This window comes from Synechococcus sp. HK05, from assembly GCF_019104765.1.
Lineage (GTDB): Bacteria > Cyanobacteriota > Cyanobacteriia > PCC-6307 > Cyanobiaceae > Vulcanococcus.
Genome location: NZ_JAHRXJ010000011.1, coordinates 555,925 through 578,723, shown reverse-complemented (window position 1 = coordinate 578,723; position 22,799 = coordinate 555,925). Strand labels below are relative to the sequence as shown.

Below are 22,799 nucleotides of genomic sequence, written 5' to 3'. Positions count from 1 at the left end.
TTAAGCCTCGGTAAACCCATCGCCCTCAGCAAGCTGGGGGGGCAGCGCGGCCTTCAGGTGCAGCGACGCACCAGCAGGAGGCCACAGGCTGAGGGCATGAGCATGCAATAGATAGCCACCGGCACCAGGCAACACCTGCGGATCAGCGGTGCCGCCGACTCGGTAGAGCGGATCACCAGCCAAAGGCGCACCGATGGCAGCCAGATGAATGCGGATCTGGTGGGGTCGCCCCGTGGCGATGGCCACCTCCACAAGACATGTCTCCGGCCGACGTTCCAGCAGGGTGAGTTCACTGCGTGATGGCAATGCTGCGGGATCACCAGGCAGGGCGGCACACCAGATCTGACCCAGCAGTGGATGACAGCGTCTGCCAATGGCAGCAGTGATGGGCTTGGTTGCACCAACCGCCCAATCCGACGGCAAAGCTGCGCAGAGCGTGCGGTACAGCTTGCGGCAGGAGCGACCCGCCTTGGCATGGACGCAGGCCTGGGTGCTCTCACGCAGCTGGGCACTCAACCAAGCGCGGCTCGCGGGCCGGCGCGCGCACACCAGCAACCCGGAGGTGAAGCGCCCGAGCCGATGCACCGGGCGCGCGGTGGGGGCCCAAGCCTGCAGCTGCGACAACAGCGTGTGCTCGAGAAACCCCCCGGCCGGCAACACCGGCAGGCCGCTGGGCTTGTTCAGCACCAGCAGATCGCCGTCGTCAAACACGATCGAGCGCTGGGTGAGCACCGGCACGGCAGCCTCTTGCCAGGGGGGCCGATGCCACACCAGCCGATCACCCGGGGAGAGGGCCCCATCGGCCTGGAGCTGCTGGCCGTTCCGCCAGATCTCACCGGCGGCGAGGCGCTCCATCCACACCGCCTGATCGGAATGGCGATAACGCGCCGCGTAAAAGCCAGCAATGCTGGCGGCGGGGCGATCAACACGATCGCGATAGGCGTGGCCGCGGTTGAAGGCCGCCGGCAGCCACAGCTCTGGATCCCTACTCAACCAGACCGTGCTCGAGCGCGTAGCGCACCAGCTCGGTGCGGCTAGCGGTGCCGGTTTTCGTGAACAGCCGGCTCACGTATTTCTCCACATTGCGGATGGAGGTTTCCAGGCGCCGGGCAATCTCCTTGTTCATCATTCCCTCGGCCACCAGCTGGAGCACGGACGCCTCGCGCGGCGTGAACTCGTGCTTCACCGCAGCAACCTGCTTCTTGCTGCCACCGGTGGCCAGCAGGGAGCGAATCTCGGTGATTTGCTTGGCCATCTGGCCGATATCGGCATCGGCAAAGCGGGCCGCTTCGTGGAGTAGGCGCTCCTGACGACGCACCACATTGCGCACACGGGCCACCAGCTCATCGGGATCGAAGGGCTTGGGGATGTAGTCGTCGCAGCCGGCCTGGAAGCCTTCGATGCGATCAGCCGTCATGCCCTTAGCGGTGAGGAAGATCACCGGCGTGCCGCCGAGGCGCTCGTCATCGCGCAGCTTGCGCAGCAACCCATAGCCATCGAGGCGGGGCATCATCACGTCGCTGATCACCAGATCCGGCAACAGGTCCTGGGCCTTGGCCCAGCCGTCTTCGCCGTCGACGGCGGTGGTCACCTGGAAGCCCTCATCCTCCAAATAGGCCTGGACGGCGGTGCGCAGGCCGGGTTCGTCGTCGACCAACAGCAGGCGTGCCGGGGGCTGTGGTGCGGCGGCTTCGGCCTGCTCAGGGGCCTGGGATTCGGGTTCGAGGCTCATACGTGCAATCTATCGAGGGTGACTCGGCAGCACCTGCATCTGTTCACGCAGCTGGCCCGAGTAACCGAGCTGACGCGCTTGGGCCTGGAGGGTGGCGGGATCCTTGCCCGCCTGCTCAGGGAAACAGGCCGCCCACCAAATCTGGTGATCGAGCCGGTTGGCCTCTGTGATCGTGCCGCCGGGATTGAGCTCCTTGATCAACAGATCACGCCCTCGGCGGGTGAGCCGCATGGGCGCTTCAGGGCTGCAGCGCAACGTATCAACCGCCAACTTCACATCACCGGGTGCTTCCACCCACACCACAATCGTGCGGGCTGAGGCATCCCGTGGATCGGGCTTCGCGTTGTGCACACCGATGGCAAACGCACCTTCCATCGTGGTCCACTCCCGCAGCAGCACCAAATCAGCGGGGCGCTGATCCGTGGCGCTGCGGTGGGGATTGCTGGGGTCTGGAGCACCGAGGGACGTCTGAGCAGCGGCGGGAACCGCGGCCAGTGGAGCAGCCAGGCCGAACAGCAGCCCGCCTCCCACAGCCAAGCGGCACCAGATCCGCCGGAACGCAACAGCCATCAGGGCCAGCACAGCACGCTGCTTGCCAGCATGGGTGGCCATGGCCGATCCCGTCATCTACCTGGATCACCAGGCCACCACCCCGTGTGAGCCGGCGGTGGTGGAGGCGATGGCGCCCTGGTGGAGTGCACAGTTCGCCAATCCCGCGAGCCGCAGTCACCGGCCCGGTCTCCTGGCGGCAGCGGCGGTGGAGCAGGCCCGCGCGCAGATCGCAACGGCCCTGAGGGTGGAATCCACAGCCGTGGTGTTCACCAGTGGCGCCACCGAGGCCAACAACCTGGCCCTTAAGGGCCTCGCCGAAGCGGAGCTGCACGCCGGGGGCAGGCGGCGCCACCTGCTCTGCCTCAGCACCGAGCACCGGGCCGTGCTCGATCCGCTGCGCTACCTGAGCCGCCACGGCTTTGAGCTCACCGAACTGGCGGTACCCGCCTCGGGGCTGGTGGACCTCGAGCAGCTCCGCCAAGCGCTGCGCCCCAGCACCCTGCTGGTGAGCGTGATGGCGGCCAACAACGAAATCGGTGTGCTGCAACCGATCGCGGCCATCGCCGAGCTCTGCCGATCCCGGGGGATCCGCCTCCATTGCGACGGCGCCCAGGCCGTGGGCCACATCCCGCTGCTGCCCGCGGCGCTGGGGATCGATCTGCTCAGCCTGAGCGGCCACAAGCTCTATGGCCCCAAGGGCATCGGCGCCCTGGTGGTAGCCCCGGGGGTGACGCTGGCGCCGCAGCTGCATGGCGGCAGCCAGGAGCAGGGGCTACGGGCCGGCAGCCTGCCGGTGCCCCTGATCGTGGGGCTGGCGACAGCGCTCGAGCTCGCCCTGGCCGACCAAGCTGCACGGGCCGTGAGGCTGAAAGCGCTGCGGGATCAGCTCTGGCAACAGCTGCAGGAGCTGGGCGGCGTGCACCGCAATGGCGCCCCGGCACCTCGGCTGGCCCACAACCTGAATGTGTGGATCGAGGGCGTGGAGGGCAGCGCCTTGCAACGCCGGCTGCGGCCTCACCTGGCGATCAGCAGCGGCTCCGCCTGCAGCAGCGGCGAGCCCTCCCACGTGCTGCAGGCCCTGGGGCTCAGCCGCCAGCAGGCGGCAGCGGCGCTGCGCTTCGGCCTGGGTCGCCACACCAGCGCTGCCGACATCAACAGCGCCGCGTCCCTGGTGAGGGCCGCCGTGACCGAATTGCGCCAGGGCTGAGTCGACCCCACCACAAAGCGTTCACGCTGAACGCGGAGTGCAACAAAAGCTGGGCGAGCACTGCAGCAATGGCTACCTTCCGGGCAATTGCCTTGTGCTGATGAGCCTGCCGACCCCCGGCACCAACAAGCTGCAGGTGCTGCGCGCCGTGGAAGACGGTTGGCAGGCCTTCTGCAGAGCCCCCTGGCCGTTCCTGCTGTTCCAGGTGCTTGTCACCCTGATCCTGGTGCCCTTCGGCGCACTGCTGCTGGGGGGCCTGCTGCGGCTCAACAGCAGTGAGCTGCCCTTCCTCCATCCCGTGGCCGCCGGCATCGCCGTGGTGGTGGGCGCCATCGGCTACGTGATCGTGGGCCTCTGGGGCGTGGTGGGCATCACCCGTTGCGCCTGGATGAGCCTCGATGGCCAGCGCCCCTCGTTCCGCAACTTCACCCGCTGGGATCGCGCCGCAAGCGGTCGCCTGCTCGGCTCAGCCATCCTGCTGGCGATCGTGCTGGGCGTGGTGGGCCTCGTGGCCGCCCTGATCGGCACAGGCCTGAATGCCCTCAACACCACCCTCACCGTGATTCCGGTGATCGTGTTTGGCATCTTCTACATCTGGTTCCTGATCAGCCAGAAGTTCCTGCTGCAGCTTTCGCTGTTCGGGGTGAAGCGTCCTGTGGAAACCATCCAGGCCGGCGTGAGCGGCGTGAACCCCAGCTGGTGGGTGGTGCTGTGGCTTGGAATCGTGGAAAGCGTGATCCACGCCGTGGCCGCGCTGTTCAGCTACGGCGGACTGTTCGTGATCTTCCCGGTGGTGATCTGCATCAGTACCGCCGCCTATCGCCAGCTGTTCGGCAGCCAGGACCACACCGGCATCCTCAGCAACAGCTGAGCCAGTGGCGATCCAGGGGCGTGAGCTGCGGCCGATCGGCCCGCAGCCGCCCCACCCGTTGTTCCACCAGAGGCCGGCGACCGCAAGCGCGGGCGGCCACCAGCAGCATCTGATCCAGGATCTGAGCCTGGGCATCGCTGCCACCGGCCATGGGGAACCAACCCTGCACCGGCTCCAGCAAGGCCAGGGCGTCGGCATGGCGCCCTTGAGCCAGAGCCACAACGCCATCGAGCATCGCCAACCCGGCCGGCTGCCAGCACCAGGCCGGCTCCACCGCGCCCGGGTGATGGGCCAGCTGCTCCACCCGGCCGCGCAGCGCTGCCAAAGGGCCACTGCAGCCAGCCCGGGCCAGGCACCAGCCGTAGTGAGCAGCGATCAGGGGCGCCTCCGGCTGCAGCACACGATCACCGATCGCCTCAGCCAGGGCCGACCACACTGGATCGAACGGTGGGAGCAGCGGCTCTGCTGCAGCCAGTTCCAGCCGGCAATGGAGAGCAATGCGATCGATCAGCTCACCGGTGCCCGAATCCACCGGCTGAGGCGCCAGTGCCTGCTGCCACTGGCGCAGCGCGGCGGGTGCATCACCCGTCTCCAGCCACAGCAGCGCCCAGTGCCAATGGTTGTGCAACGCCATCGGTGCTGCCGCCGCAGACCAACTGGATGAGCGCTGCTCCGCGAACGCCAGAGCCCGCTCGAGAGCTCCACCACGCTGCAGGGCATGGAGCAGGGCGTGATCGGCCCAGGGGTTGAGCGAACGTAGCTCGACGGCCTGGAGGGCGCAGCGCTCAGCTGCCGGCAGGGAGCCGCAGAGCTCGTGCGCAAACGCCTCGATCGCCCGCACATCCGGGTGATGCGGGTGATGGCGGCCGAACCAGAGGGCCAGATCGAGCAGGCGGGCGCCATGCACGGCCTGGCCACGCAGGTAGCAGAGCCACTCCGCCAGCTTCAGGGTGAGTGGAGCCTCGGGGTGGGCCGCCGCCAGTTGCTCGGCAGCGCGCAGCGCCAACCCCAGTTCGCCGGACAGCCAGTGTTCGGCCAGGGGCAGCAGGCCCTGCCCCCAGGCATCGAGACGGTCTGCACGCCGGCGTGCAACCTGCAGGTGACGGGCCGCTTCCGCGGCGGCGGCTGGGGTCTGGCCCAGCAGCGCCACCAGCCCCGCCAGCAGCGCCAGAGCGGGATGACCCGGGCGAGCCTGCGCCGCCGGGAGCGCCCGCTCCATGCCCGGCAGGAAACCCATCCAGGCCAGGGCCACCGCCTCAGCCTCGCCCCGCTGATCTGCAGGCAGGGCATCGAGGAAGGTGCCTGGAAGCGTGGCGGGCCAGGTCACACGCTGCGGCGGCGCGCCAGGCGCAAGCGGGCACTGCGGCTGCGGGGGTTAGCCAACTCTTCCTCGGGTGTGGCCTGCACGGCCTTACGGGTGATGCGCTGCAGCCGCTCATCACTCACGAACGCCGTCTTCACGCGGCGATCTTCCAGGGAGTGGAAGCTGATCACACCGAACAGGCCGCCCGGCAGGAGCCAGTTGGGGGCGGATTGCAGCAGCCGATCCAGCACGCCCAGTTCATCGTTCACGGCGATGCGCAGGGCCTGAAAGGTGCGGGTGGCGGGATGAATGCGGCCCCGGCGGGCCTTCGGCGCATAGCAACCGGCCACCGCATAGGCCAACGCTGCGGTGCCGCTGTAGGGGCCCTGTTCAGCCAGATCGTGCTTGATCCGCCGGGCGATCCGGCGCGAGAGGCGCTCCTCGCCGTAGGCGTAGATCAGATCCGCCAGCTCCGTTTCATCGAGCCGCGCGATCAGCTCGGCGGCGGTCTCGCCCGCGGCCGGGTTCATGCGCATGTCGAGCGGGCCATCGAGGCGAAAGCTGAAGCCCCGCTCCGCCACATCCAGCTGCGGGCTGCTCACCCCCAGGTCGGCCAGCACCGCCAGGGCCGGCTCCTCTGGCTGGTAGCTCGCGAAGTTGGTGGCCACGATCTGGGCACGATCCCCGAAGGACGCCAGGCGCCGAGCCGCCGCAGCGCGGGCGGTGGGGTCCTGATCCAGGCCGATCAAACGCAGGCGCGGATGGGCCTCCAGCAGCAGGGCGCTGTGGCCGCCGCCGCCGAGGGTGCAATCAATCAGCAGGCCGTCGCCGTGCTGTTCCAGCAGAGGCTCGAGCTCGGCGAAACCGGCCAGCACTGGCCCCGCCAGCACCGGAACGTGATTAAACGTGGCGGAATCCTGCGGATCGCCCAAGCCCGGCAACGGAAGCGGCGGCCCTTCCTTCCTAAGATCCCGCCAGCGAGCTCCCACCCCTCGGCCCCATGACGCAGCTGGAAACGCGCACGGAGCCGATGGTGGTGAACTTCGGGCCGCACCACCCCTCGATGCACGGGGTGCTGCGGCTCGTGGTGACCCTCGACGGTGAGGACGTGGTGGACTGCGAGCCGGTGATCGGCTACCTCCATCGCGGCATGGAGAAGATCGCCGAGAACCGCACGAACGTGATGTTCGTGCCCTATGTGAGCCGCATGGACTATGCGGCCGGCATGTTCTACGAGGCGATCGTGGTGAATGCCCCCGAACGCCTGGCCGATGTGCCGGTGCCCAAGCGCGCCAGCTACATCCGCGTGTTGATGCTGGAGCTCAACCGCATCGCCAACCACCTGCTCTGGCTTGGCCCCTTCCTGGCTGACGTGGGCGCCCAGACACCGTTCTTCTACATCTTCCGCGAACGGGAGATGATCTACGACCTCTGGGAAGCGGCAACTGGTCAGCGCCTGATCAACAACAACTATTTCCGCATCGGCGGTGTGGCCGCCGACCTGCCCTACGGCTGGCTGGAGAAGTGCCTCGACTTCTGCGACTGGTTCGGCCCCAAGATCGATGAATACGAGAAGCTGATCACCAACAATCCGATCTTCCGCAAGCGGATCGAGGGTCTGGGCACGATCAGCCGCGAGATGGCGATCAACTGGAGCCTCTCGGGCCCGATGCTGCGCGCTTCAGGGGTGCCCTGGGATCTGCGCAAGGTGGATCACTACGAGTGCTACGACGACTTCGACTGGGATGTGGCCTGGGAGAAGGAGGGCGACTGCTACGCCCGTTACCGGGTGCGGATCGAGGAGATGCGCCAGTCGCTCAAGATCCTGCGCCAGGCCTGCCAGATGATTCCCGGCGGCCCCACCGAACATCTGGAAGCCCGCCGCATGGCCGAGGGCAAAACCAGTGAATTCGCCGGCTTCGATTATCAGATCGTGGCCAAGAAGGTTGCACCCACCTTCAAGATTCCCGATGGCGAGCTCTACACCCGCCTGGAATCGGGCAAGGGCGAGATCGGTGTGTTCATCCAGGGCAACAACGACGTGACCCCCTGGCGCTTCAAGATCCGTGCCGCCGATTTCAACAACCTGCAGATCCTCCCCCACATCCTCAAGGGCGCGAAGGTGGCCGACATCATGGCCATCCTCGGCTCAATCGACGTGATCATGGGCTCGGTGGACCGCTGAAGTCCTGAACCGCTTCCTGCGCCGCCTGAACCACGCCGGCTGGCTGCTGCCGAGCGCTTTCACGGCGTCTCTGTGGCTCAAGGGAATGCATCCCGGCCTTCCAGGATGGATCTGCCCGCTGCAAGCGTTCACGGGCATCCCCTGCCCCACCTGCTTTCTCACCCGCGCCACCAGTGCAGCCCTCACGGGCAACCTGGCCGATTCGGTGCGCTGGCATGCCTTTGGCCCCCTGCTGGCGGCGGGTCTTCTGTGGTGGTCGGCGCAGGCGATCCGGCGGCGTGAACTGCTGCCCTGGCGGCTCCGAACCCGCACGTTGATTTGGATCACAGCGGCTTTGCTGAGCTACTGGGCCCTACGGCTTGGCCTCAGCTTCACTGGTTTCAACGCCTTCCCGAACCTGGCTGCCCCATGAATCCCGAAAGCTGGCTGCTGCTCTGCCGCACCGTGCGCTTCGGGGACACCGACGCTGCTGGGGTGATGCATTTCCCTCAGTTGCTGCATTGGTGCCACGAGGCCTACGAGGAAAGCCTGGAGCGCTTCGGCATCGCAGCGGCGGATGTGTTTCCCAGACCGGGATCCAGGCCCGAAATCGCGCTGCCGATCGTGCATTGCAGCGCTGATTTCTTCCAACCACTCGTGTGTGGCGATCCTCTAGCGATCGCCCTGGAGCCGCAACACCTCGATCCCGGATGTTTTGAAGTGCGTTATCGCTTCAGCAGTAACGGCACCTCAGTGGCCGAGGGTCTCACCCGCCACCTGGCCATCAGCAGCAGCGAACGGGCTCGGCGCGCACTACCAGCCGCCATCAATCGCTGGCTGGAGGCCTCATCGCTGCAACGCGGCGTGCAGCCGCTGTAGGCGTTCCCTTGAGGCTCCACAGCAAAGCAGCGAGCTGAAGCGGCAGCAGAGCCGCCAGCAGGGCAAAGGGATGAAAACCCATGGTCCAGCCATCTCCCAAAGCACAGGCACTCACCCCAGCTGCCACCAAGAGCAGGCCAGCGGACACGCGGCTGGAGGAACGGCTCAGAACCATTCCTTGCGTCCGTCGAGGTAGGTGGCTTTGAACTCCTGCGGTGTTTGCGTGAGATAGATGATCCCTTCAATCACACCGATCAGCCCCATCACAAACCCACCTACACCACAGGTGAGCACCGTAACCAACAGCATGATCAAACCCGCTTTGGTGTAACCCAGCACGAATTTGTGAAGGCCAAAGGATCCCAGAAAGATCCCCAGCAAGCCGGCTGCCAGTTTTTTGTTGCTCACCTCCGTGAGATCGAGGGCACTCCAATCGCCGTTGCTCATGCATCACCAGGCGCTACACCCTGCTTGTAGCCGCCTGTGCAGCACTTGTCAGGGCTCGGGGGCAGGCTGAACCGCCGAATGGGAGCTCAGCCACGCACGCCAGCGCCGGCGCTCCCATTTTCCCAAAGAGCTGCGCTGCAGCTCAGGGCAAGCCAACCAGCGCCGCGGCCGTTGGCTCGGCGGCAGGCTCAGAGCGAGCGTTTGCAGGGATGGCCGCAGCGCCGCTTCACCCACATCGATGCCAGCCGCCGGCTTCACCAAGGCCACCAGCCGCTCACCCCAGTGCAGATCGGGCTCCGGCAACACGAGCAGGTCCTCCACAGCGAGCCCCTGAGCCCGAGCCAGCTCCAGCAAACGCCGCTCCACCTGCTCGGGGAACACGGTTTCACCCCCGCTTTGGATCGCACCATCGAGGCGCCCCAACAGCTGCCAACCCTCAGGCCCCTGCTGAGCGCGATCGCCGCTGCTCCACCAGCCCTGATCGAGCGGCAAGGGCTGCAGCTCCCGTTGCTGCAACATCCCCAGAGCGAGGCTGGCGGTCTTGATCTGCAGCGCACCGCTGCCGGCCTCAAGGCGCAGCTGCACATGGGGCAAGGCCGCGCCACATCCATCCACACCGGCCAAGAACTGCTGCGGAGACAGGGCCATCACCATGGCGCCGGTTTCGGTGCTGCCATAGCAGGGAGCCAAGCGAATCCCCAGATCCCGGCAACGCTGGGCCAGGGCAGCTGGCAGGGCCGCGCCGCCCACCAAGATCAGGGCAAAGCGCTCCAGCCAGCGGATCCCGGCCGGCCCATCCAGCAAGCGCTGCAACTGGGTGGGCACCAGCGAAAGCACGGCCCGATCGGGATCCCCCGGGAAGGCCTCGGCCAGCAGCTGCTCGGGCTCACGCATCCACACAGGGGAAAGCCAGCGCAGCTCAGCGCCCCAGGCCCTGGCCCGCAGCAGTGGCATCAGTCCACTCACGTGATGGAGCGGCAGGGGATTAAACAGCTCCAGCTGGGCTGGTTCCAGCTTCAAAGCCTGCAGCCACTGGGCAGTGCCAGCCACGGCCACCTGCAGGTGAGCGAGGGGTTGCACGCACCAGCGGCGCCCACCGCTGCTACCGCCCGTGCCCAGCACCACCGCTGGCCCCGAGGCGGGGTCGCTGCGGGAAGGCAACGCCGCCTCCAGCAGGGCGGCCTCCTCGGGCGCAGCAATCGCCACGGTCTGTTCCCGATCCCAGGCCTGCAACAAGGTGAGCGCCAGCTCAGCCCGATCGCCGCCCGTGCGCAGCAGCAGCGGCTGGCTCACGCCGCGGCCTCCCACACCCGCTCGGGTTCCGCGGCAAACAACAGGCCCTCGGGTTGCCATCCGGGTGCCAAACCTGGCGCGGCCGGCGTGGGGCCTTGTGCCTGCAGCGCCGCCAGATGCTCCACGAAGCGCCGGCCGATACCGGTTTCAAACGCTGTGCTGATCATCTGGTGGGGCAGGCCAGCCTGCAGCTGCTGAAGCAGCGGCCGGGGATCGCCCTCCTGCAACGGGCGGCGCACCTGCCAGCCAGGCCAGGCCTCGAGCTGGTGCGGCAGCAGATGGGACAGCGATTCATCCAAGGCCACAGGCAGCCGCTCGGCCAGGCGCGCCAGTTCGGCGTGCTCCAAGGGCGCCAAAGGCTGCTCCAGCCACTGCAACCGCGGTTCATCCACCAAGCGATCCGCCCAGCGGTGGGCCGTGGCTACATCCCAACCACCATTGGCATCCAGACGCAACCAGGCGGCTGCGGGCAACCTCTCCAGCAGCGCTTCTAGCAGAACGCGCTCCTCGGCATCCGGCTGGGCTGCCACCTTCCACTTCACGGTGACGGGCCATCCGAGCGATCCAGCTGCGCTGGCAAGCACGCGCTCCAAGGTCGCCAGGGCCGCCTCACCTGCGGGCAAAAGCCAGGCTGAGCGCGGGGCCAGCTGCCAGCAGCCACCAGCGCCATCGAGCTCCGCCAAGGCCATCCCCATCGCGCAAGCCAGTGGTGCTGGCAGCTGCAAGATCCGCTGCTCCAGCTCCTCGCGCTCCAGAGCTGACGGCAGCGCCGCAACTGCCGCGGCCAGCTCCGGCGCGGCCGGCGCCAACAGCGGGGCGGCAGCCTCACCCCATCCGAGCGCACCGCTGGAAGCCTGCAAACACAGCAGCCAACCGGAGCGCTCCACCAGCTCTCCACGGCTGGTGATCAGGCTGCGCGGCAACAAAAAGCGATAGGGCCGCCAGCTCAGCTGCAGCAGGCCCTCGGCACTCATCCCAGCCAGCGCCCCAGGGCCAGGCCCAGCGCCAAGCCCAGACCATTGAGGGCCTGAAAGCGCAAGGCCAGAAACTTGCTGCCCACGATCCGATCCGGTTCGCGGTGGTGCTGACGCAGCAAGCGGATCAGCGCCTGGGCAGGCGGCAGCCCGATGGCCCCCAGCAGGGCCGTGAGGGGCCATTGCCCCACGAGCACCGGCGCCCACTCGAAGGCCAGCGTCAGCGCCACGAACCAGGGAATCAACGCAGCAGCACGCCCCGTACCCAACCGCACCACCGGTGAACGCTTGCCATGGGCTGCGTCCTCCTCCACCTGATGGAAATGGGAGCAGAACAGCACCAGCGTGGTGGCCAGAGCCGGGCCACTGCCCAGCTCCAGCGCCGCTTGCCACGGCACACCCCCCTCACCCACAGGGGCCAGGGCCAGAAGGGCAGCGGCTGTGGCCAAGGGGCCAAAGGCGACCCAGCACAAGGGCTCGCCAAGGCCCCGATACCCCAGACGCAAAGGTGGCCCTTGGTAGGCGTAGCCAATACCGCAGCAGGCCAGCACCAGGGCGATCACCGCCGCACTGCTGCGCAGCGCCACGAGGGCCATCAACAACAGCCCCAACAGCAGCGCGCCATTCGCCAGCAGCGCCACACGATCGCGCCGTCCGGTGAGATTCACCACGGAATGGGGTTTGCCTTGGGTGTCGACACCGGTGTCGGCATCGAACACATCGTTGGCGAGGTTTTCCCAGGCCAGCAGCAGCACCGCCGCCAACAGAAACAGCACGAGCTGATCCACGCGCACCGGCAGGGCCTGCCCGGCACGCCAACCGGCGGCCAACAGCACCGGCATCACCGCCACCGAATACATCGGCCACTTGATCGCCGCTTTCCAGAGGCGCCGCCGTTGCGCCGGATCGGCGTGAAGGCTTGCGACGACCTGAGGCTCGGACGCGGGCGAGGGCAACTGGCGGCGCAAGAAGGCCCATACATTTGAGCAGCCGCTTCTGCCCGTTCCGGGTGCAGGCTCCATCCAGCGTCACAACCAGCTTCAGCGATCTGCTGGCGGCAGCCACCGAGGGCGCCCGCCTGCTGGAGGGAGAAGGCGTGCTCAGCCTGGCGCTGCCCCTCACAGGCCGCGACCCGATGGCCCTGCTGAGCCAGCTGGAGCAGGGTGAGCGCTTTCGCTTCCTGTGGGACAGCGCCCCCGGCCTGTGCCTGGCCGCCAGCGGCCGCTGCAACAGCCTGGAGCTGAGCGGCCCGCGCCGCTTTGAGCTGGCCCAACGCTTTAGCGCCGTGAGTCTGGGACGGCTGGCTGCACCGCAGGCCTGCCCGCCGCTGGCGCGGCCGCGGGTGCTGCTGGCTTTCTCCTTCTTCGACAGCCCTCTGCAGGAGGGCGACGGCGTGCCGGGTGTGCAGGCGGTGCTGCCCCGCTGGCAGCTGAGCCGGCAGGGCCGACACTGTTGGCTGCGGCTGCAGCGCACCCTCGGCGGCGAGGTGAGCGCCCGTGCCCTCGCCGAAGAACTGTGGGAGCAGGCCCTGCGCCTGGCCCAACTGCCGGCGGATCCTTGCGCCGATCAGGGAGATGCGCCTGGCCCGGCCATCGTGAGCAGCTCCCCCTGGCAGGAGGGCTACCGCTCGGTGGTGGAGCGCGGCCTGGAGCTGGTGGAAGCGGGCGACCTACGCAAGCTGGTGCTGGCGGTGCGCCAACAGCTCCAGCTGGCCCAACCACTCGATCCGCTGCTGCTGCTGGCGCAGCTGCGTCAACGCCAGCCCGGCAGCTGCCGCTTCCTTTGGCAACAGGCCAATGGTCCCGCCCTGCTGGGCGCCTCCCCCGAGCGACTGCTCACCGTGCGCCAAGGCCAGCTGCGCAGTGATGCCCTGGCCGGCACCGCGCCGGTGGGCCCTAACGCCGACCAGCTGCTGCACTCCGACAAAGACCGCCGCGAGCATGAGCTGGTGGTGGAAGCGATCACTGAGGTGCTCCAACGGAGCGGTCTCACGCCCCGCCGCCCACGCCATCCGCGCCTAGCCCGCCACGGGCAACTGGTGCATCTGCACACACCGATCACGGCAGCCCTGGCCGAGCAACAACCGCTGGCCGTGACTGCAGCGCTGCACCCCACACCCGCCGTGGCAGGGCTACCCAGGCGTGAAGCGATGGCCGCACTCCGCAGCCTGGAGCCGTTTGAGCGGGGCTACTACGCCGCTCCCATCGGCTGGATCGACAGCGAAGGCGACACCGAGCTGCGGGTGGCGATCCGCAGCGGCAGCCTGCAGGGGCAACGGCTCGAGCTCACCGCCGGCGCAGGCCTGGTGCGCGGTTCGGCGGTGGAGCGGGAGCTGGCGGAAGTGGCCTTGAAGCTGGGGGTGCTGCAGCAGCAGCTGGATCTGCCCCACCTCAACAGCAGCATCAGCCGCCCGTGAGCGACTTCAGCGCTGGCCTCGGGCTCCTCGCCGCGCTGCTCGGCCTCGCCCTGGCGATTCGCCGCTGGCTGGGCCGAGCCCGGCTCGAACGGATCATTTTTGAAGCCGACACGCCTGCTGGTAAGCGCTTTGATCTGGCGCTCCTGATCGCCATCGTGCTCAGCGTGATGCTGGTGGCCTTGGAGAGCGATCCACGGCTACGGGGCCAATACCGCGCCCTGTTCGAGCCGCTGGAGGTGCTGTTTTCCAGCCTCTTCAGCCTGGAATACCTGCTACGGCTGCTCTGCAGCCGCAGGCCATGGCCCTACGCCCGCAGCTTCTTCGGCCTGGTGGATCTGGTGTCGAGCCTGCCGCCGCTGCTCACCCTCGGCATCCCAGCGGCGCAATCCCTGCTGATCGTGCGGGTGCTGCGGCTGCTGCGGGTGTTCCGGATCCTCAAGCTCGGCTCCTACCTCGATGAAGCGCAGCTGCTGCGCCAGGCCCTGGTGGCCAGCCGCCGCAAGATCACCGTGTTCATGCTCACGATCGTGGCGCTGGTAGTGCTGATCGGCACCCTGATGTATGTGATCGAGGGCGAGCGCAGCGGCTTCACCAGCATCCCGGTGGGGATCTATTGGGCGATCGTGACGATCACCACCGTGGGCTACGGCGATGTGGCGCCGGTCACCACCCTCGGGCGCTTCGTGGCCTCGCTGGTGATGCTGCTGGGCTACAGCATCATCGCGGTGCCCACCGGGATCGTGACCGCCAGCATCCAGCAGGTGCAGCGGGAGCGGCGCGGGGTGGAGGCCAAGACAGCCCCCGAGGCCCCCATGGGCCAGTGCCCGCACTGCGGGAAGCCCCTCAAAGGGTGAGCAAGCGCTCCATCGTTTGATCCGCCAGGGCGATGCCGCCGAGGCGCTCCACCTCGCGCACGCCGGTGGGGCTGGTCACATTGATCTCGCTGAGGCGGCCATCGATCACATCGATGCCCACGAAGAACAGGCCCTCTGCCTGGAGAGCGGGTGCCAGCTCTGCACAGATGCGCCGTTCCTGATCCGTGAGCTCGGTGGCTTCCGGTGCGCCGCCCACCGCCAGGTTGCTGCGGAATTCCCCCGGGGCCGGCTTGCGGTTCACCGCGCCGAGGGGCTCACCATGCACCAGCAGGATGCGCTTATCGCCGGCGGTTACCGCCGGCAGAAACGCCTGCACCATCACCGGCAGCGTTTGCTGGTTGGTCACCAGCTCCAGCAATGCCTTCATCCCAGGGGCACCGGCGTGGCTGCGCACCACACCCTGCCCGGCGCGGCCACCGAGGGGCTTGAGCACCACATCGCCATGATCGGCGGCGAAGGCAGCCAGCTGCTCGATGTTGCTACTCACAAGGCTGGGGGCCATCAGGTGGCTCCAGCGCAGGGCACCGAGTTTCTCGTTCCAGGCCCGCAGCGAGGCGGGGCGATTCAGCACACGCACCCCCTGGCGCTCCGCCAGCTCGAGCAGATGGGTGGCATAGAGATAAGCCTCATCCACCGGTGGGTCCTTGCGCATCCACACTCGCGGGAACGCGGCCAGCGGCAGCCAGCGGGGTTCTTCCGCTTCAAACCAAGGATCGGGGAGATCCCAGCCACTGGCGGTGGGCCGGATCTCAGCCAGGCGGATCGGCTGGGCGAGCACCATCGGCTCATGGGCCGGATCAGAACCCAGCACCGCCAGCTGGGCCGGCGTGCAGACCCACACCTGCTGGCCAGCCCGCTGGGCTGCCTGCATCAGGGCCACGCTGGAATCTTTGGTGGGGCGAAGCTGCGCGATCGGATCGATCACAAACAGCTGGGCCTCACGGCCGCTCTCGATCACGCTCAAGCAGCGGCTCCGAGCAGCGCATCCAGCTGACCGCTGCGCTCCAGCGCATGTAGGTCGTCGCAACCGCCCACGTGCTGGCCGTTGATGAAGGTTTGGGGCACGCTGCGGCGGCCACCGCTCTTGGAGGCCATCACGGCGCGAGCGGCCTCATCACCATCGATCGCATATTCGGTGTAAGCCACGCCCTTGCGATCAAGCAGCGCCTTGGCCCTGATGCAGAACGGGCAAGCGCGCCAGGTGTAGATCTCAACGTTCGCCATCAGGGCGTTCTTCGGTGGCGTGGATCCTAGAAGCGGCGATCCGCCTCAACACCCGCCATTAGGTACGGTCGACCCAACGTTCAACAGCCGCCGGTGCTCGATCTCACCGACTTCAAACGCGACCTCTCCGAGCTCACTGACCGCCTGGGCAATGCCCAGGACTGTCTTTGACGTCCCTGCACTGAAAGCACGGCAACAAGACCTCGAGCAACTCGCCTCCCAGCCCGACTTCTGGGATGACCAGAAGCTGGCCCAGGCCAAGATGCGCCAGCTCGATGAGGTGAAGGCGCAACTCGAGCAACTCAGCCAATGGCAGGGCGCTGTGGCCGATGCCGAGGCCACCGTGGAGATTTACGCCCTCGAGCCCGACGAGGAACTGCTCAGCGAATCCAACGAAGCCCTCCAGAAACTGCGGGCCGATCTGGATCGCTGGGAACTGGAACGCCTGCTCAGCGGCCCCTACGACAAGGAAGGCGCCGTGATCAGCATCAATGCCGGTGCCGGCGGCACCGACGCCCAGGACTGGGCGCTGATGCTGATGCGCATGTACACCCGCTGGGCCGAAGACCACGGCATGAAGGTGACCGTGGACGAACTCAGCGAGGGAGAAGAAGCCGGGATCAAGAGCTGCACGATCGAGATCGAAGGCCGCTACGCCTACGGCTATCTGCGCAACGAGAAGGGCACCCACCGCCTGGTGCGCATCTCACCGTTCAACGCCAACGACAAGCGCCAGACCAGCTTCGCCGGCGTGGAGGTGATGCCAAAGATCGAGGAGGAGGTCAAGCTCGACATCCCCGACAAAGACCTGGAGATCACCACCTCACGCTCGGGTGGCGCCGGCGGCCAGAACGTGAACAAGGTGGAAACGGCGGTGCGCATCCTGCACATCCCCACCGGCCTGTTCGTGCGCTGCACCCAGGAGCGCTCGCAGCTCCAGAACAAGGAGAAGGCGATGGCGCTGCTGATGGCCAAGCTGCTGGTGATCGCCCAGGAGCAACGGGCCGCCGAGATCGCGGATATCCGCGGCGACATCGTGGAAGCGGCCTGGGGCAACCAGATCCGCAACTACGTGTTCCACCCGTACCAGATGGTGAAAGACCTGCGCACCCAGCACGAAACCACCGACGTGCAGGGCGTGATGGACGGTGATCTGGATCCCTTCATCCAGAGCCTGCTGCATGCGGGCGTGGAGGTGGCGGGAGGTGGCAGCGATGACTGATCCCACCAGCGAAAGCACCTCAGCGCAGCCGGCCTCCGGCGCCGCGGGCGAAAACCCCAGCTTCACCAAGCTGGCGATGCGCAACATGGTGCGCAAAGGCAAGCTCAGCCTGGTCCACTTCGGCCTCACGGCCCTGGGGTTTGTGGGTTTCATCGTGCTGGTGGCCTGGCTGGGCCGGCCGCAGCTGCCTGGGGCCTGAGCGATGGCGTTCGCGGAAGCCGCCGAGCACACCCCAGATCTGGATCTCGCCTTCGAGGCCGACGACACCCTCGCAGCCGAGCTGCTCAGCGCTGCCGGTGACCTGGCCGACCCGATGGCCGGCGCCGAGCTTTGGCATGGCCGCATCAGCGACTGGCTGGAGCAGATGGCCGCCGAACTGCCAGCGGAGCTGCAGGCCCCCGCTTACAGCCTGGGTCTGAGCCTGGTGGGCGATGCCGAAATCGCTGAGCTCAACGGCGATTGGCGCGGCAAGAGCGGTCCCACCGACGTGCTCGCCTTTGCCGCCCAGGACGATGGCCTCGATGACGCCCCGCCGATCCCGCTGCCCGACGACGAGGGCGAGGAAGCGCTTGAACTGGGCGACATCGTGATCTCCCTGGAGACTGCCGCCCGCCAGGCACCGGAGCATGGGCATTCACTGGTAGAGGAACTGCTGTTCCTCGCCACCCATGGCCTGCTGCACCTGCTGGGATGGGATCACCCCGACGACGCCAGCCTGGCGCTGATGCTCGCTCGGCAGGAACGACTACTCGCCAGCCCTGAGCAGCGGTAGGGTGCGCCCGGATGCACGCAGCGGGAGCTTTGGCGCATGCTCGTTCCCCAGGAACCCAGCCCCGAGCGGAGACCGATGCTGCGCGATCTGAACCGAGACGGGACGCGCGAGAGCCTCGACCAGCCCACTAGCGCCCTCTCCAACAGCCTCGACACAGCCCCCAAAGTGCGCCGCCTCGGCGCCTGGGCCGTGGCCGGTGATCTGCCCTCCAGCTTTCGCTACGCCGCCCAGGGGTTGATCTACGGCTTCCGCAGCCAGCGCAATTTCCGCATCCACGTGGTGACAGGTGCGGTGGTGTTCTTCCTGGGCCTCTGGCTGCAGCTACCGCTGGAGCAGCTGGCGGTGCTGGTGCTCACCGTGGCAGCGGTGCTGGTGCTTGAGCTGATCAACACCGCCACCGAAGCGGTGGTGGATCTGGCGATCGGTCGCCGCTTTCACCCCTTAGCCCGCATCGCCAAAGACTGCGCCGCCGCTGCTGTGCTCGTAGCGGCCATCAGTTCGCTGGTGATCGCGGTGCTGCTGCTGCTGCCACCGCTGCTGGCGCGCCTGGGCGTTTGAATGGGGCCTGGCCAGGCGCGGCGATGCTTCTCGTTCTCGACAACTACGACAGCTTCACCTTCAACCTGGTGCAGTACCTGGGTGAGCTCGCCGCCGATCACCCGATCACCGACGACGTGCGCGTAGAGCGCAACGACGCCCTCACGCTCCAACAGATCCGCGAGCTGGCGCCGGACGCCATCCTGATCTCCCCCGGACCCGGCGACCCCGACCAATCCGGGGTGTGCCTGGAGGTGTTGCGGGAGCTGAGCCCAACCATCCCCACCCTGGGGGTGTGCCTCGGCCATCAATCGATTGCCCAGGTGTATGGCGGCAAGGTGGTGCGCGCCAAGGAGCTGATGCACGGCAAAACCTCTCCGGTGCTGCATGAAGGCCAGGGCGTGTTCGCCGGCCTGCCCAACCCCCTCACCGCGACCCGCTATCACAGCCTGATCGCTGAGCGCGAGTCCCTGCCTGACTGCCTCGAGATCACGGCCTGGCTCGACGACGGCACGATCATGGGTCTGCGCCACCGCACGTATCCGCACCTGCAGGGGGTGCAGTTCCACCCCGAGAGCGTGCTCACCCAGAACGGCCACCAACTGCTCAGCAATTTCCTCGCCCAGGCAGCAGCGGGCTAGGGTTCGGCCCACGCATTTCAGGCAACCCGCTCCACCATGGCCCTGCCGACGATGGTTGCTCTGCGCAAGACCGCTTCGTTGCCGATCCGCCTGCTGACAGCGGCGGCCGTCACCCTGCCGCTGGCCGCCAGCGCCAACACCGGCGTGACGATCACCAGCTACGGCCACAGCGCCCTGCTGATCCGCGGCGGCGGGGCCACGGTGCTGATCAACCCGTTCAAGGCTGTGGGCTGTGCTGCCGGCCTGGCAGAACCACGGGTGAGCGCCAACGTGATTTTGGCCAGCAGTCGCCTTTTGGATGAGGGAGCGCCCGTGGCTAGCGGCCGCCTGCTCAGCAGCCCCGGCTCCTACCGGGTAGCCGGCCTGAAAATCGACGGCATCTCAGCCCCTCACGATCGCTTCGGCGGGCGCCGCTTCGGCCAGTCCACCCTGTGGCGCTGGAAGCAGGGCGGGCTGGAGTTCGCCCATCTGGGCGGCACCGCCGCCACGCTGAACCCAGAAGACAAGGTGCTGCTGGGCAAACCCGATGTGCTGATCATCGGCGTGGGCGGCGGGGCAAAGGTGTACACCGGCGTGGAAGCCGCCGCGGTGGTGCGCGAGCTCAATCCCCGGCGTGTGATCCCGGTGCAATACGTGAGCGGCACCACCCCGAAAGACTGTGATCAAAGCGGCGTGGATCCCTTCCTCCAGGCCATGAGCGGCACCCCGGTGAAGCGGGTGGGCCGGGTGCTCAGCCTTCCCGCCAACCTCAGCGACGGCACTCAGATCGAGGTGATGCGCTGATAGGTAGCCCAGAAGCGCTGCATCTGGTCGCGGGTGCCGATGCTCACCCGTAGCGAGCCATCAATCAGGGGTTTGCCAGTCATCGCGCGCACCAGGATGCCGGCCTCACGCAGAGCCTGATCCACCGCGGCAGGGTCGGTCTGGGGCCAGAGCAGCAGGTAGTTGCCGCCCTCCACATGGTGGCGCACGCCAGCAGAGCGCAACTGCTCAGCCAGCCAGGCCCGAGCTTCGGTCACCTCCGCCACGTAGGCATCCACATAGGCCTGATCCTTCAACGCAGCGAAGGCTGCCGTGACGGCAAAGCTGTTGATGTCGTAAGGGCCGGTGACGCGGCTGATGCGATCCACCACGGCGGCGTGGCCGATGGCAAAACCGATGCGCAGGCCGGCCAGGCCGGCCGTTTTGGCCAGGGAACGCAGCACCAGCAGGTTGGGCAGAGCGGTGAAATCGGCCTGGGGCAACACGCTGTCGCCGGTGAAGGCCTCATAGAGCTCATCCACCACCACAAGGGTCTGCGGTGCAGCCGCCGCCAACTCCAGGATCCGCTCGGGTGCCAGACGGGTACCGGTGGGGTTGTTGGGATTGCAGATCAGCAGCAGGCGCGGCGGCTGGCCGGAGCGGGGCTGGAGCAGGGCCTCTCGGATGCGTTCCAATGGGAAGGCGAACGTCTCGCCGTCGTAGGGAATGGCTTCGATCGCCATGCCCTGCATCTGGGCACAGGGGGTGTAGTAGCCAAAGGTGGGCGCAGTGGTGAGCAACGTCGCACCCCGGTCGCCATAGGCATGAAAGATGGCGTGGATCGCTGCATCCACCCCGTTGAACAACCCCATCTGATCGGGCTGCAAGGGCAGATTCAGGTTGGCGATCACAGCCTCCCGCAGACCGTCGTACTCGGGGTAGATGGCGATGTGATCAGCGGGAATCGCCCGCAACGCCTCCACCACCTTCGGGCTGGGGCCAATGGTGTTCTCGTTGAAGTCGAGCCGCAACATCTGGCGCCGTCCCTCCAGCGGCGCGCTGTAGGCGTGCAAGCTCTCCACCTCAGGGCGAGGGCTGGGGAACGGGAGGTCCGGAGACAGCCGGTCGAGGGCATTGCGGTCTGCCGTCATCGGATCACATGCGCTCCAAGGTGGGAATGCCCAACAGGCCCAGCCCCAGTTTGAGGGTGTCGGCCGTGAGGCGGCAGAGGGCCAGGCGTGAGGAACGGGCCGGCTCTTCGGCCTTGAGCACCGGCACTTGGTCGTAGAAGCGGTTAAACACCTGACTGAGCTCAAAGAGGTAGGTGCAGAGGCGGTTGGGCAGCAGCTCCTCCTCCACCTCAGCGATCACCGCATCGAACTTGAGCAGCTCGCGCACCAGGGCCCACTCCTGCGGTTCGCTGAAGCTGAGGGGCTGAGCAGCGGCTGAAGAGCTGCCCTCAAGATCGCCGCCCTTGCGGGCGATACCGGCGATGCGCACCACCGCATAGAGCAGATAGGGCGCCGTGTTGCCCTGAAGCGCCAGCATCCGGTCAAAGCTGAACTGGTAGTTGGTGATCCGGTTCTGGCTGAGGTCGGCGTACTTCACTGCCGCCAGGCCCACCGTGGTGGCCACGTGCTGGATGAAGGCTTCGTCTTCGCTGCGGCCTTCCTCGTCGAGGCGGCGACGCAGGTCGGCTTCGGCGCGCTCAACGGCCTCATCGAGCAGATCGCGCAGGCGCACGGTGTCACCGGCGCGGGTTTTGAGCTTCTTGCCGTCTTCGCCTTGCACCAGGCCGAAGGGCACGTGCTCTAGCCGGCCATCCTCCGGCAGCCAACCGGCGCGGCGGGCTACCTGGAACACGCCAGCGAAATGGTTGGCCTGGCCAGCATCAGTTACGTAGATCACGCGGCGGGCGCCATCGCCATCGGGGGCTGCGCCAAAGCGGTAGCGGATTGCCGCCAGATCGGTGGTGGCGTAGTTGAAGCCGCCATCACTCTTCTGCACGATCACCGGCAGCGGTTTGCCGTCTTTACCGCTCACCCCTTCGAGGAACACGCAGCGGGCGCCGTCGTCCACCACCAACAAACCAGCGGCCTCCAGATCCGCAACGACTGCCTCGAGGTAGGGGTTGTAGAAGGATTCGCCGCGCTCGCTGAGGCGAATGTCGAGGCGGTCGTAGATCTTCTGAAATTCACGCCGGCTCTGATCGCAGAGCAGCCCCCAGGCCTTGAGCGACACCGGATCGCCGCCCTGCAACTTCACCACCTCCTCGCGCGAGGTGGCTTGGAAGGCTTCATCGTCGTCGAAGCGCTGCTTGGCCTGGCGGTAGAAGGCCACGAGATCACCGAGATCCACGGCATCAGCGGTGTTGAGCGCCTCGGGGGCCACCTGCTTGAGGTGGGTGATCAGCATCCCGAACTGGGTGCCCCAATCGCCCACATGGTTGAGCCGCAGCACCGGATGGCCGCGGAACTCCAGCACCCGCGCCAGAGAGTCGCCAATGATCGTGGAACGCAGGTGCCCCACATGCATCTCCTTGGCGATGTTGGGGCTGGAGAAATCCACCACCACCGGCGTATTGCCCTGCACCGCAGGCACCCCAAGACGTTGGTCTTGGAGGCAGGCCTGCACTTCAGCGGCGAGCCGCTCGGGGCGCAGGGTGAGGTTGATAAAGCCAGGCCCTGCGATCTGCGGCTCAAGGCACAACTCCGCAAAACTCGGGTCTGCCTTCAGCTGCTCCACCACCGCCGTGGCAATCGCCCGTGGTGGCTGCCCCAGCGGTTTCGCGAGCGGCAGGGCTCCATTGGCCTGAAAATCGCCAAATTCGGGCTTGCTGGCAGGGGCCAACTGGGGATCAAAGCCTCCTGCCGGCGGCGCCGCCTCGGGGAAGGCCCGCTCCATCGCTGCGCGCAGCTGGGCTTCCAGGGTTTCAGCGATGCGGAGCAT

26 protein-coding genes are annotated in these 22,799 nt (G+C 67.2%); 13 read left to right on the top strand and 13 right to left on the bottom strand.

All coding sequences use genetic code 11. From position 1 onward, the window contains the following. Genes KUL97_RS12310 through KUL97_RS12300 form a run of 3 tightly spaced genes read right to left on the bottom strand, consistent with a single transcriptional unit; the run spans position 1 to position 2,344 of the window. The gene (locus KUL97_RS12310; RefSeq protein ID WP_254896442.1) at positions 1–993 is read right to left on the bottom strand and encodes an RluA family pseudouridine synthase; all 993 of its coding nucleotides are present in this window, start codon (positions 991–993) and stop codon (positions 1–3) included. After that, the gene (locus KUL97_RS12305) at positions 986–1,732 is read right to left on the bottom strand and encodes a response regulator transcription factor (protein WP_217797235.1); all 747 of its coding nucleotides are present in this window, start codon (positions 1,730–1,732) and stop codon (positions 986–988) included. The genes KUL97_RS12310 and KUL97_RS12305 overlap by 8 nt, the downstream gene beginning before the upstream one ends. A 9-nt stretch (positions 1,733–1,741) precedes the next feature. Further along, a complete protein-coding gene (locus KUL97_RS12300) occupies positions 1,742–2,344 on the bottom strand; it encodes a hypothetical protein (RefSeq protein WP_217797234.1) in 603 nt (200 codons plus the stop codon). Between KUL97_RS12300 and KUL97_RS12295 the strand changes: the two genes are divergently transcribed. Both KUL97_RS12295 and KUL97_RS12290 read left to right on the top strand, forming a co-directional pair. After that, the gene (locus KUL97_RS12295; protein ID WP_217797233.1) at positions 2,343–3,491 is read left to right on the top strand and encodes a cysteine desulfurase family protein; all 1,149 of its coding nucleotides are present in this window, start codon (positions 2,343–2,345) and stop codon (positions 3,489–3,491) included. The genes KUL97_RS12300 and KUL97_RS12295 overlap by 2 nt on opposite strands. Before the next feature lie 100 nt (positions 3,492–3,591). Further along, positions 3,592–4,362: a hypothetical protein gene (locus KUL97_RS12290; protein ID WP_254896441.1), complete on the top strand. Its 771-nt coding sequence runs from the start codon at positions 3,592–3,594 to the stop codon at positions 4,360–4,362. On the opposite strand, the gene KUL97_RS12285 is transcribed toward KUL97_RS12290, so the two are convergent. After that, entirely contained in the window at positions 4,349–5,689 is a 1,341-nt protein-coding gene (locus KUL97_RS12285) for a hypothetical protein (RefSeq protein ID WP_217797231.1), read from the bottom strand. The genes KUL97_RS12290 and KUL97_RS12285 overlap by 14 nt on opposite strands. After that, positions 5,686–6,606 carry a 16S rRNA (cytosine(1402)-N(4))-methyltransferase RsmH gene (gene rsmH / locus KUL97_RS12280; protein WP_303246138.1) on the bottom strand — a complete coding sequence of 307 codons (921 nt, stop codon included), beginning with the start codon at positions 6,604–6,606 and terminating at the stop codon, positions 5,686–5,688. Before rsmH ends, KUL97_RS12285 begins: the two co-directional genes overlap by 4 nt. 59 nt (positions 6,607–6,665) lie before the next feature. Between rsmH and KUL97_RS12275 the strand changes: the two genes are divergently transcribed. From KUL97_RS12275 to KUL97_RS12265, 3 genes are all read left to right on the top strand, one after another. Then, complete coding sequence (locus KUL97_RS12275) at positions 6,666–7,850, top strand: NAD(P)H-quinone oxidoreductase subunit H (protein WP_217797229.1); 1,185 nt, start codon at positions 6,666–6,668, stop codon at positions 7,848–7,850. Positions 7,851–7,935: 85 nt separating this feature from the next. Beyond that, positions 7,936–8,262: a DUF2752 domain-containing protein gene (locus KUL97_RS12270; RefSeq protein ID WP_217797228.1), complete on the top strand. Its 327-nt coding sequence runs from the start codon at positions 7,936–7,938 to the stop codon at positions 8,260–8,262. Further along, entirely contained in the window at positions 8,259–8,708 is a 450-nt protein-coding gene (locus KUL97_RS12265; RefSeq protein WP_217797227.1) for a thioesterase family protein, read from the top strand. The genes KUL97_RS12270 and KUL97_RS12265 overlap by 4 nt, the downstream gene beginning before the upstream one ends. A gap of 165 nt (positions 8,709–8,873) precedes the next feature. Here the strand turns inward: KUL97_RS12265 and KUL97_RS12260 are convergent, their stop codons facing one another. From KUL97_RS12260 to menA, 4 genes are read right to left on the bottom strand one after another with little or no spacing between them, the layout of a single operon-like run. Further along, the gene (locus tag KUL97_RS12260) at positions 8,874–9,155 is read right to left on the bottom strand and encodes a TM2 domain-containing protein (protein ID WP_217797226.1); all 282 of its coding nucleotides are present in this window, start codon (positions 9,153–9,155) and stop codon (positions 8,874–8,876) included. A 48-nt stretch (positions 9,156–9,203) separates the two neighbouring features. Then, positions 9,204–10,463, bottom strand: coding sequence for an AMP-binding protein (locus KUL97_RS12255; RefSeq protein ID WP_217797225.1), 1,260 nt, complete (start codon positions 10,461–10,463; stop codon positions 9,204–9,206). Further along, on the bottom strand, positions 10,445–11,422 hold the full coding sequence (locus tag KUL97_RS12250; protein WP_217797224.1) for an o-succinylbenzoate synthase: 978 nt from the start codon (positions 11,420–11,422) through the stop codon (positions 10,445–10,447). Before KUL97_RS12250 ends, KUL97_RS12255 begins: the two co-directional genes overlap by 19 nt. Further along, positions 11,419–12,378 (bottom strand): 2-carboxy-1,4-naphthoquinone phytyltransferase, encoded by a 960-nt coding sequence (gene menA / locus KUL97_RS12245; RefSeq protein ID WP_217797223.1) that lies wholly within the window; start codon positions 12,376–12,378, stop codon positions 11,419–11,421. Before menA ends, KUL97_RS12250 begins: the two co-directional genes overlap by 4 nt. A gap of 26 nt (positions 12,379–12,404) precedes the next feature. On the opposite strand from menA, the gene KUL97_RS12240 reads away from it, so the two are divergent. Together KUL97_RS12240 and KUL97_RS12235 are read left to right on the top strand one after the other, a co-directional pair. Next, positions 12,405–13,838, top strand: a complete 1,434-nt coding sequence (locus tag KUL97_RS12240; protein WP_217797222.1) for an isochorismate synthase MenF — start codon at positions 12,405–12,407, stop codon at positions 13,836–13,838. Then, positions 13,835–14,692 (top strand): ion transporter, encoded by an 858-nt coding sequence (locus tag KUL97_RS12235; RefSeq protein ID WP_217797221.1) that lies wholly within the window; start codon positions 13,835–13,837, stop codon positions 14,690–14,692. Before KUL97_RS12240 ends, KUL97_RS12235 begins: the two co-directional genes overlap by 4 nt. Here KUL97_RS12235 and gshB read toward each other — a convergent pair. Both gshB and grxC read right to left on the bottom strand, forming a co-directional pair. Then, entirely contained in the window at positions 14,682–15,677 is a 996-nt protein-coding gene (gene gshB, locus KUL97_RS12230; RefSeq protein ID WP_217797220.1) for a glutathione synthase, read from the bottom strand. The two genes, KUL97_RS12235 and gshB, sit on opposite strands and share 11 nt — an antisense overlap. Further along, positions 15,674–15,937 (bottom strand): glutaredoxin 3, encoded by a 264-nt coding sequence (gene grxC / locus KUL97_RS12225; protein WP_217797219.1) that lies wholly within the window; start codon positions 15,935–15,937, stop codon positions 15,674–15,676. The genes gshB and grxC overlap by 4 nt, the downstream gene beginning before the upstream one ends. Positions 15,938–16,030: 93 nt before the next feature. Here grxC and prfB point away from each other — a divergent pair. From prfB to KUL97_RS12195, 6 genes are all read left to right on the top strand, one after another. Beyond that, a protein-coding gene (prfB, locus tag KUL97_RS12220) for a peptide chain release factor 2 (RefSeq protein ID WP_217797218.1) occupies positions 16,031–17,159 on the top strand; the annotation gives its coding sequence in 2 pieces (ribosomal slippage) (positions 16,031–16,105 and positions 16,107–17,159; 1,128 coding nt in all). Next, complete coding sequence (locus tag KUL97_RS12215) at positions 17,152–17,358, top strand: DUF3285 domain-containing protein (protein WP_217797217.1); 207 nt, start codon at positions 17,152–17,154, stop codon at positions 17,356–17,358. The genes prfB and KUL97_RS12215 overlap by 8 nt, the downstream gene beginning before the upstream one ends. Before the next feature lie 3 nt (positions 17,359–17,361). Next, positions 17,362–17,931, top strand: coding sequence for an rRNA maturation RNase YbeY (gene ybeY / locus KUL97_RS12210; RefSeq protein WP_217797216.1), 570 nt, complete (start codon positions 17,362–17,364; stop codon positions 17,929–17,931). Positions 17,932–18,006: 75 nt separating this feature from the next. Continuing rightward, complete coding sequence (locus tag KUL97_RS12205; RefSeq protein ID WP_217797341.1) at positions 18,007–18,489, top strand: diacylglycerol kinase family protein; 483 nt, start codon at positions 18,007–18,009, stop codon at positions 18,487–18,489. Between the two features lie 23 nt (positions 18,490–18,512). Then, positions 18,513–19,109, top strand: coding sequence for an aminodeoxychorismate/anthranilate synthase component II (locus tag KUL97_RS12200; protein WP_217797215.1), 597 nt, complete (start codon positions 18,513–18,515; stop codon positions 19,107–19,109). 36 nt (positions 19,110–19,145) lie between these two features. Next, positions 19,146–19,892 carry an MBL fold metallo-hydrolase gene (locus tag KUL97_RS12195; protein ID WP_254896440.1) on the top strand — a complete coding sequence of 249 codons (747 nt, stop codon included), beginning with the start codon at positions 19,146–19,148 and terminating at the stop codon, positions 19,890–19,892. Here the strand turns inward: KUL97_RS12195 and KUL97_RS12190 are convergent. Beyond that, the gene (locus KUL97_RS12190; RefSeq protein WP_217797214.1) at positions 19,871–21,001 is read right to left on the bottom strand and encodes a histidinol-phosphate transaminase; all 1,131 of its coding nucleotides are present in this window, start codon (positions 20,999–21,001) and stop codon (positions 19,871–19,873) included. The two genes, KUL97_RS12195 and KUL97_RS12190, sit on opposite strands and share 22 nt — an antisense overlap. Positions 21,002–21,005: 4 nt before the next feature. After that, entirely contained in the window at positions 21,006–22,799 is a 1,794-nt protein-coding gene (gene argS / locus KUL97_RS12185; RefSeq protein ID WP_217797213.1) for an arginine--tRNA ligase, read from the bottom strand.

Coding starts and splice junctions, on each gene's coding strand:
- argS (WP_217797213.1), bottom strand. CDS start 22,799: ATGCTCCGCATCGCTGAAACCCTGGAAGCCCAGCTGCGCGCAGCGATG.
- KUL97_RS12290 (WP_254896441.1), top strand. CDS start 3,592: ATGAGCCTGCCGACCCCCGGCACCAACAAGCTGCAGGTGCTGCGCGCC.
- KUL97_RS12305 (WP_217797235.1), bottom strand. CDS start 1,732: ATGAGCCTCGAACCCGAATCCCAGGCCCCTGAGCAGGCCGAAGCCGCC.
- KUL97_RS12270 (WP_217797228.1), top strand. CDS start 7,936: ATGCATCCCGGCCTTCCAGGATGGATCTGCCCGCTGCAAGCGTTCACG.
- KUL97_RS12265 (WP_217797227.1), top strand. CDS start 8,259: ATGAATCCCGAAAGCTGGCTGCTGCTCTGCCGCACCGTGCGCTTCGGG.
- KUL97_RS12200 (WP_217797215.1), top strand. CDS start 18,513: ATGCTTCTCGTTCTCGACAACTACGACAGCTTCACCTTCAACCTGGTG.
- grxC (WP_217797219.1), bottom strand. CDS start 15,937: ATGGCGAACGTTGAGATCTACACCTGGCGCGCTTGCCCGTTCTGCATC.
- KUL97_RS12260 (WP_217797226.1), bottom strand. CDS start 9,155: ATGAGCAACGGCGATTGGAGTGCCCTCGATCTCACGGAGGTGAGCAAC.
- KUL97_RS12300 (WP_217797234.1), bottom strand. CDS start 2,344: ATGGCCACCCATGCTGGCAAGCAGCGTGCTGTGCTGGCCCTGATGGCT.
- KUL97_RS12205 (WP_217797341.1), top strand. CDS start 18,007: ATGCTGCGCGATCTGAACCGAGACGGGACGCGCGAGAGCCTCGACCAG.
- ybeY (WP_217797216.1), top strand. CDS start 17,362: ATGGCGTTCGCGGAAGCCGCCGAGCACACCCCAGATCTGGATCTCGCC.
- KUL97_RS12275 (WP_217797229.1), top strand. CDS start 6,666: ATGACGCAGCTGGAAACGCGCACGGAGCCGATGGTGGTGAACTTCGGG.
- KUL97_RS12195 (WP_254896440.1), top strand. CDS start 19,146: ATGGCCCTGCCGACGATGGTTGCTCTGCGCAAGACCGCTTCGTTGCCG.
- KUL97_RS12190 (WP_217797214.1), bottom strand. CDS start 21,001: ATGACGGCAGACCGCAATGCCCTCGACCGGCTGTCTCCGGACCTCCCG.
- KUL97_RS12215 (WP_217797217.1), top strand. CDS start 17,152: ATGACTGATCCCACCAGCGAAAGCACCTCAGCGCAGCCGGCCTCCGGC.
- KUL97_RS12250 (WP_217797224.1), bottom strand. CDS start 11,422: ATGAGTGCCGAGGGCCTGCTGCAGCTGAGCTGGCGGCCCTATCGCTTT.
- KUL97_RS12295 (WP_217797233.1), top strand. CDS start 2,343: ATGGCCGATCCCGTCATCTACCTGGATCACCAGGCCACCACCCCGTGT.